This window comes from Oligoflexus sp. (assembly GCF_035638955.1).
GTDB lineage: Bacteria > Bdellovibrionota_B > Oligoflexia > Oligoflexales > Oligoflexaceae > Oligoflexus.
This window is the reverse complement of sequence record NZ_DASQYZ010000035.1, coordinates 1-6,007: the sequence shown is the minus strand read 5'-3', so window position 1 is coordinate 6,007 and position 6,007 is coordinate 1. Positions and strand designations below refer to the sequence as shown.

At 49.1% G+C, this 6,007-nt stretch carries 5 protein-coding genes and 3 pseudogenes; 3 read left to right on the top strand and 5 right to left on the bottom strand.

What is annotated here, in order from left to right:
* Both VE954_RS03955 and VE954_RS03950 read right to left on the bottom strand, forming a co-directional pair.
* A pseudogene (locus VE954_RS03955) lies at positions 1-816 on the bottom strand (chondroitinase-B domain-containing protein); the annotation flags it as partial.
* A gap of 199 nt (positions 817-1,015) precedes the next feature.
* The gene (locus tag VE954_RS03950) at positions 1,016-1,162 is read right to left on the bottom strand and encodes a hypothetical protein (RefSeq protein WP_324949887.1); all 147 of its coding nucleotides are present in this window, start codon (positions 1,160-1,162) and stop codon (positions 1,016-1,018) included.
* A 1,241-nt stretch (positions 1,163-2,403) separates the two neighbouring features.
* On the opposite strand from VE954_RS03950, the pseudogene VE954_RS43695 reads away from it, so the two are divergent.
* A pseudogene (locus VE954_RS43695) lies at positions 2,404-2,715 on the top strand (transposase); the annotation flags it as partial.
* Positions 2,716-3,050: 335 nt separating this feature from the next.
* On the opposite strand, the gene VE954_RS03945 reads toward VE954_RS43695, so the two are convergent.
* The gene (locus VE954_RS03945; protein WP_324949885.1) at positions 3,051-4,031 is read right to left on the bottom strand and encodes a hypothetical protein; all 981 of its coding nucleotides are present in this window, start codon (positions 4,029-4,031) and stop codon (positions 3,051-3,053) included.
* Between the two features lie 205 nt (positions 4,032-4,236).
* Between VE954_RS03945 and VE954_RS44090 the strand changes: the two are divergent.
* Positions 4,237-4,473: pseudogene (locus VE954_RS44090) on the top strand (Mu transposase domain-containing protein); the annotation flags it as partial.
* A gap of 19 nt (positions 4,474-4,492) precedes the next feature.
* Positions 4,493-4,996: a hypothetical protein gene (locus tag VE954_RS03940; RefSeq protein ID WP_324949883.1), complete on the top strand. Its 504-nt coding sequence runs from the start codon at positions 4,493-4,495 to the stop codon at positions 4,994-4,996.
* Between the two features lie 50 nt (positions 4,997-5,046).
* Here VE954_RS03940 and VE954_RS03935 read toward each other — a convergent pair whose 3' ends face one another.
* Together VE954_RS03935 and VE954_RS03930 are read right to left on the bottom strand one after the other, a co-directional pair.
* A complete protein-coding gene (locus tag VE954_RS03935; protein ID WP_324949881.1) occupies positions 5,047-5,376 on the bottom strand; it encodes an EamA family transporter in 330 nt (109 codons plus the stop codon).
* A 69-nt stretch (positions 5,377-5,445) separates the two neighbouring features.
* Positions 5,446-6,007, bottom strand: a 562-nt coding sequence (locus tag VE954_RS03930) for an IS6 family transposase (RefSeq protein WP_324949879.1), incomplete at its 5' end; no start/stop codon positions are given.

Here is a 6,007-nt window from a genome sequence, read left to right as displayed (position 1 = left end):
AAAGCCGTCAGTGTTTTTCGCGTAATTATGATGAATATGGGAACGATCAGTGACGCCGAAGAGTTCCACGAAACCGCCATCCCTGCCATAGTCAAAACTTGGAGCGACGCAGTTTTCTCCACGATTGTATGATAGTTCATTATCAGTGTTCTCGAGCCAGAAGCAGTTGGCACCAAAATCATTGGCTCCACTCTTGGGCTTATTCGGATCCCTTTGGTCGTTCACAATCATATGGAGGTCGTGGACGAAGTTCCTCGTAACGAGGTTGAATTTCCCGAAGACCTGAACCCCGATGCCGACATTGGTGATTTCGTTGTGGCGGACGATATTATGATCCGCGCCCTCGTCAATCATGACACCACGAGCGTTGGCATTGCGGAGCAAAAGACCCTCAACAATAATGTAACTGCCCTTCAGTTCGACTGCGGCCCCCCAGCGTCCTGCGCCAGGGTTCTCAATAACAGGAGACTTCATCTCCTGCACGGGCTTATTTTCATCACCATAAGCTTCGATGGTAATCGGAGCTTCAAGGGTGCCCGAATCCTTCACAACCAGTCCCATATCCCAGACTGAACCGCGTTTAAGCCGGACCACATCACCAGGCAGAAGCTTCATGGCGTTGATTTTATTCAGCGACTGCCAGGGCGTTTCAGGCGATGTCTCGGAAGGCACATCCGATCCTCCTACACTGTCGACATAGAAGATCCGGGGGCCACGGGCGGAAGCCGCCAGATTTGAATCACTGCTACGCGAATCGCATCCCACGATACCGCCCACCAAAAGCCAGGACAGAACACCAATCTCAAATCTTTTCATACAGTTCACTCCATCAGTTGGACAAGCAATAAGGATACTTTTCCAAATCATTTGTCGCGTTTTTCAAAATCCAATCGTTGTAAGTAATCGGCTCAATGTAGGGCATCGCCGTTGGCGCTGTGCAACGCGACTTTTGAAATGGCCGGGCTTTCGATTCATAGCCGGTGTGCAAATAGTCACCACCACCCATGACTCGCTGTCACGTTCGAATCGCAGGAAACAATGGCTCCTGTGCGCCGGCTCCGACCAACAGTGGATACTTTTCCTGGGCCAACATCGTGGTTCGCGACGAGGCGCCCAGCACCAATATCAAGGTGACTTTTTTGAGCTTTTTGATCACAGGCATTTGGCATCCGGATGGCGGCTACACTAGGAGGCAGGACTCCTGGTTTCTTCATGATCACGGCTTCTTTCCTCTTCAACTCAGTCATCACAACTTCCGCAACAACAGTCACTCCTCAAGCCTTACAGGAGTTCGTGAGCCTCTGCTTGAACAGGATTGTGGCCGGGCGGGTTGTGGCCCTAAAGCAGCTCTGCGGTTTTTAAAAAGGCCACCAAGTTTCTGAATAACCTTACTGGGCAGGGTCTCAGCGAATAAGGCAAGGTTAACACCCATGCGACACCTATGAACAAACGCCTCTTGACTTCAAACCCTTACAGCAGAATCTCTGTGGGCGTATACACTGGTGCCAACGGGAATTTTCTCGCGTTGAGTGAGTAAGCTAAAATACCACGATGTAAAACAGGATCAAAATATCGACAAACATTCAACCAATGGCGAGGCGTGGTCCTGATTTTTTATGGCTTGTAACCCTTATCATTGGGCTTTTTTGCGCTTCTCTTTCAATAGACATCTGCAACGCAATCTACATATTCTTTATAAACCTCTAAACGTTTTTATTGGTCGGCAAATCGAAAATGTAAAATACCGTTTTCATGGTGAGCAGTTTGTTAAAATCTTTGTCAGCTGTAGAATGTTTGCGTTGGCAAGGAATCATCGATACCCTTGGAATTGCAAAACTTGCTTCAGAAGAGGTTTGGGTACATTTTCTGCTATCGGCTAAATGCGACCAAGTCTGTCTATGAGCTCTTGTCGCAGTGCCACGCGCCGGTCGGGGATATAGATTCCCGGCCAGACTTGGCTAAGAGAGGAGCCATTGCAGGCCTGCTATTTGAAAGGTATTCCTGATATCGATCTGAGCCGACCCCACAGTCGCGCCAGTGAAGATCTGAGGGGTGGCATGTCGGAAACGGAGTTTCACTTCCTCCCAATCAACAACGCCAATTCACAGATGACTGAGTAAAGGAAAACGCTTTTGACAGCAGAAATTTCGGCTCTGTTGCAATACTTTCAAAGGGTGAAGTATGGTTTCGAGGGCATCACCCCCCCGGACGCAGTTATGTTCGGTGAAAGAGTGGACCCTGAGTTCGCTAAAAAAAGGGGATCATCGAAGGCCTCTACACATCGCCGCCGGCGAACAGCATCATAGTCTGCCTTGATGAGATGGGACCTGTGGCCGCCCGGAGCTATCAGGGACAGGATCTGGTTAAGGCTCTGCCTGCATTTGATGATGAAGGTCATGAGTCATTCGCACAAGAGCTAGGCAGGAAATTGATTATGGAAGACGGGACAACGGTTATGTATACGGAGCTCTGCAGCCTATAAACGGTCAGACTCTAACCGAACCTTATGAGCATCGCAGTGCTGTCCTGTGGGTCGACTTTCTTGAAAAAGTTGATGTCTGGATTCCGGATCATTATCTGAACGTATACGCTATCGTTGATAATCTCTCGGCTCACAGAGCTTCCGATGTCCTGCTGTTTTCGCTGGATCATCCCAGGTGGGAATTCGTCTTTCAGCCAAAATATGCGGCATATCTGAATCTCCTTGAACCATGGTGGAAAATATTACGCTCCTTAGCATTGAAGGGTCGTCGTTTCGAATCCTGGGATGAGATTTGTGCAGCTGTTGCGTCTGCCACCCGCTATTGGAATCGCGATCGTCATCCATTCCAGTGGGGACGACGTCGACGTCATCGACAAAGGAGGCAACCAGGAATTGCCGTTGTTCCTGGTGTGAGAGGACGTTCCGGATGAACCACTTAGTACTGTATCATATTGATAAAGACTCATGAGGTGGTCGAAAGAACCTTATGTATTCGACAAAATCAGCTATTGACTGCTGCATAACTAAACACGCGAGCAAAGGAACCCCTCCCGGACTTAAGCAGCGATCAATCAAGGATTTTTACACTAATGGAAGAATAGTTTTTGTAGGCCTGGGTTCCACTCTCATTCCTTCCTATCAGACAAATCATATAGACACTGCCACTGTTGACTGAATCGGTCTCAAGAAACTGGTCTATAAGCTGTTGACCACTAACCTGATAAGAGATTGGACGAAAAACAGAATATCCAATTTGCGAATTGCAGTCGATGCTATCGGCTTCGCCAAATTTGATTTGATATTCCTTCACACCTGTTCCATTAACCTCGAAGTTAATCCTCGCAAAATTGCGAGGAGCAAGAAATGGATATGGCAACTTGCTGAAATTAGCCAATACTCCACTATACATTTCATCCAGCGCACCGATATCTCCCTGGCTTAGGCTCATGAGTTCATTGGAATTGTTTTTTCGATCCAGGTGGCAATAACTCATGACTGAAGCTGCATCATAGTCACCCACTTGAATGGTTTCCGGTTCCCCATAACCATCCGTCTGATCCCGAGAGCACTCGCCATAGTTATCCCGACGGTTCATTTCATGATGAAACCCCAGGACATGGCCAAATTCATGGATTGCTACATTCCGTAGACAATTCGATGATAGATAGCTCACCGCAATTGAATTCGCAGTTTGACATGGATGATCGGTTCCCAAAAATACGGTCGGATCATTTGATCCAACAAAATCGGCTCTCGAGTTCGATCCTGGCTCAAACGTAATTTTGATTTTGATGACATCAGAGCAATTCTGAAGCACATTGAACTGGAAGCCAGCCTTGCCGTATTCTGTCTGCAAACCTCCGACAATTATGCCCTTCGCAGTTTCAAACCGTGGGTCATCCTGGGTAAAGCAAACATCGACAATCCTGCTTTGCCACCGTTCGTTGTCAATCGATGTAACATATCCCGAAACTTTCGATTGTTCCTGTATGCTGCAGCCACTTTGCATAAGCAAAGCCGCTAATGACAGAGAATGATGAAATTTCATTAAACCACCTTTTTCAGGAAGTGAAAATTCTTAATTTCGATGTATCGTCGTTGAAAATTTTCAAAGTGAGCGTGATCGGACAGTACCATAGTTCCGGCCCTCAGTCTGCCGAAGAGCCCTCGATTTCTGGTCACTGAGGAGCTTGAAGTGACTCAAGATGTAAAAAATAAGAAGATAAGGGGCTCTGTTGCAGCTGGATGAGGTCATGATATCCTTGCAGAAACTTCGGGAGGCCGGCTCATGCTTTTTGACACCAAAGGGCATTGTTTCTGGTAAAAATGGCAAAAGCCGAGCTCAGGGAATTTCGAGTCTGAATTTAATTTCCGACCACCCCGAAAAGATCGCAAAGGTCAACATTGACTATCATGTTGAGTTTGAACGGCACTATTACAGTGTTCCCCATAAATTCGTTGGTGAAACCGTTGATATCAAGGCTACCACTCTTGCCCTCGAAGTTTTCAGTGGAGGCAAGCGTATCGCAATTCATCCTCGGGTTTGCGGAGCCATTGGCCGCCATACCACTCAGCCCGAACACATGCCACCTGCCCACCTTGCTCACGCGGAATGGACGTCGGACAGAATCCTCAGATCGTTCGCCAATCCTTGCTTCCCCTCGCTCAGCTTCTGCAAACGCAACACAACCTGGAAAGGTCCTGATTGGTACAGCCTATGGTACAGGAGGCAATGGCTCCGCAGGCACCCTGACTCTGCCTTCAGCTGCCAATGTCCTGACCGGCAGCGGAACCTATGGTGACCCGGGATCAGCCCTTACCCCGTCCTATGGTCCCGATTTTCCCTCAGCCGGTAATGTTTTGAGCACCGATACCGTCAACGGCACTACCGGAACCCTGACCCTGCCTTCAGCCGGCAACGTCCTGACCGGCAGCGGTGCCTATGGCCCAGGTTCCCACGCCAGAGCCGAGGGTGCCCGATCCAATTCCCCCTGCCCCACCGCCCATGGTTGATGCGCATGAAGCTCGAAAAAGTGGCCCAGGATGATCTATATTCAAGCCATTTAGAAGCCATTTTCAGGGTCGAGTACGTGACTCTTTGCCTCGGGGGAACTCAAAGTGCAACCCAAGGACGCTGCTATAACGCATACCATGGCCAGGGATTGCTGCACGTTCAATGTCTCATGCAGAAACAAGAGACCCATCAGAGCAGCAAACGCTGGTTCCAGGCTCATTAGAATGCCGAACGTTTTGGCCGACAAATGTTTGAGAGCCATCATGTCCAATGAATATGGCAGTGCACTGGATAGTACGGCTACCATGAGCCCGACAGCCCAGATCCTGGACTGAAAAAATTGTGCGTCCACGTAATAGGCTCCGATCGGAAGGGTCACCAGAGGGCTCTGTCGCAAACATTTGAAAGGGTGAAGTGAGGTTTTGAGGGCATCACCCCCCGGACGCAGTTATCCTGCGAGGGCGTAAAACTGCTCGAAAGGAGTGGAGCCCTGGATATCAAGCTGGCCTTTTTTGATCATGGCCATCATCTCAATGCCGGCGATGGTTTTCGCTGCCGACATGAAGGTCTTGAAGCCGAGCATGGACCTTGTCCTTTGCCTCACTCGCCTGTGATCCTGCTCTATGAGGTTATTTAGATACTTCACCTGCCGGAGCTCGATGTCAGTTGAATGCTCATGATTGAAAGCCTTGAGGCCAGAGGCGTTTGCTCCTGATTTGTCTGCGTTGATCTTTTCCGGTACTCCATGCTGACGAACGGCCTTTTTCAAAAACCTCATGGCCGCTTTCTGATCACGCTTTACCGACAGAAGAAAATCGATGGTCTCGCCATCCTCGTCCACTGCACGGTAAAGCCATTTGAGCTTCCCTTTGACCTTGATGGCCATCTCATCCCACCGCCAGCTCCCTGATACCGACTTTTTCTCTTTCTGAGCTCCGCCTCGACCTATTTTCTCCGAATTCTGAGACGACCCCGGAAAGGGGGAAGTGAAAAGGGAGGCGTCGACACCA

Bases quoted from the DNA above. Each gene is read 5' to 3' on its own strand.
- VE954_RS03945 (WP_324949885.1), bottom strand. From the start codon at position 4,031: ATGAAATTTCATCATTCTCTGTCATTAGCGGCTTTGCTTATGCAAAGT.
- VE954_RS03950 (WP_324949887.1), bottom strand. From the start codon at position 1,162: ATGCCTGTGATCAAAAAGCTCAAAAAAGTCACCTTGATATTGGTGCTG.